The organism is Streptococcus sp. 1449, assembly GCF_013276805.1.
GTDB classification, from domain to species: Bacteria; Bacillota; Bacilli; order Lactobacillales; family Streptococcaceae; genus Streptococcus; species Streptococcus pseudopneumoniae.
On record NZ_VMLS01000061.1, the window covers coordinates 1 to 688 of the forward strand.

The window sequence follows — 688 nt, forward strand, 5'->3', positions numbered from 1 at the left end:
ATTGAGTACTTTCATCAAGTCTTGAACTCTTTTATGATTTACTAGATAACCACGATTTCTTAGTTCTAAATGAATCCGACGATAACCATAATTTCCCTTATGTTCGATAAAAATGGATTGAATTTCAGCTTTAAGCTCTTGATTCTTATCTAGTTTGTCTAGCTGTTTCAAGTGATAGTAGTAGGTCGAACGAGCTAGTTTAATGGCTTTTAAAAGAAGATCTAACGAAAACTCAGTCATTAATTCTTGAACAATTTCTGTCTTTCTTCTTTCTCTTTTTCCTCCTTCAATCGGAGTTCTCTTAACTTTTTTAGGATAGCATTCTCCGCTCTCAGGTACTCATTTTCTGCTTGAAGACGTTCTAATTCTGTTCTCTCTTCAGGTCTCTTTTTTGGCTTACGTCCCATTTTAGGTACTCTCCCTCTTGTTTTCTCAACAATAGTATACCCGTTTTTCTTGTATTGTGCTAGCCAATTAAGAAGTATCGTACGACTTGGGAGGCCGTATTCAAGAGAAACTCTATCTTTAGTCCAGCCTTCGTAAGCGCGTCATAACAAGGTATCTATCATTCATGGAAGACCTCCTGTATACTATTAGTAAAGTAAAACTATTGGAGGATATTTTAATGCCACAACCTATTGTTCCTGTAGAGATTCCACAATCTCGTCGTTTTGATTCTAAAAAGAGA

At 35.9% G+C, this 688-nt stretch carries 1 pseudogene; it reads right to left on the reverse strand.

The features are described from left to right. Window positions 1-569, reverse strand: a pseudogene (locus HT687_RS09690) (IS3 family transposase); the annotation flags it as partial. Window positions 570-688: the final 119 nt, after the last annotated feature.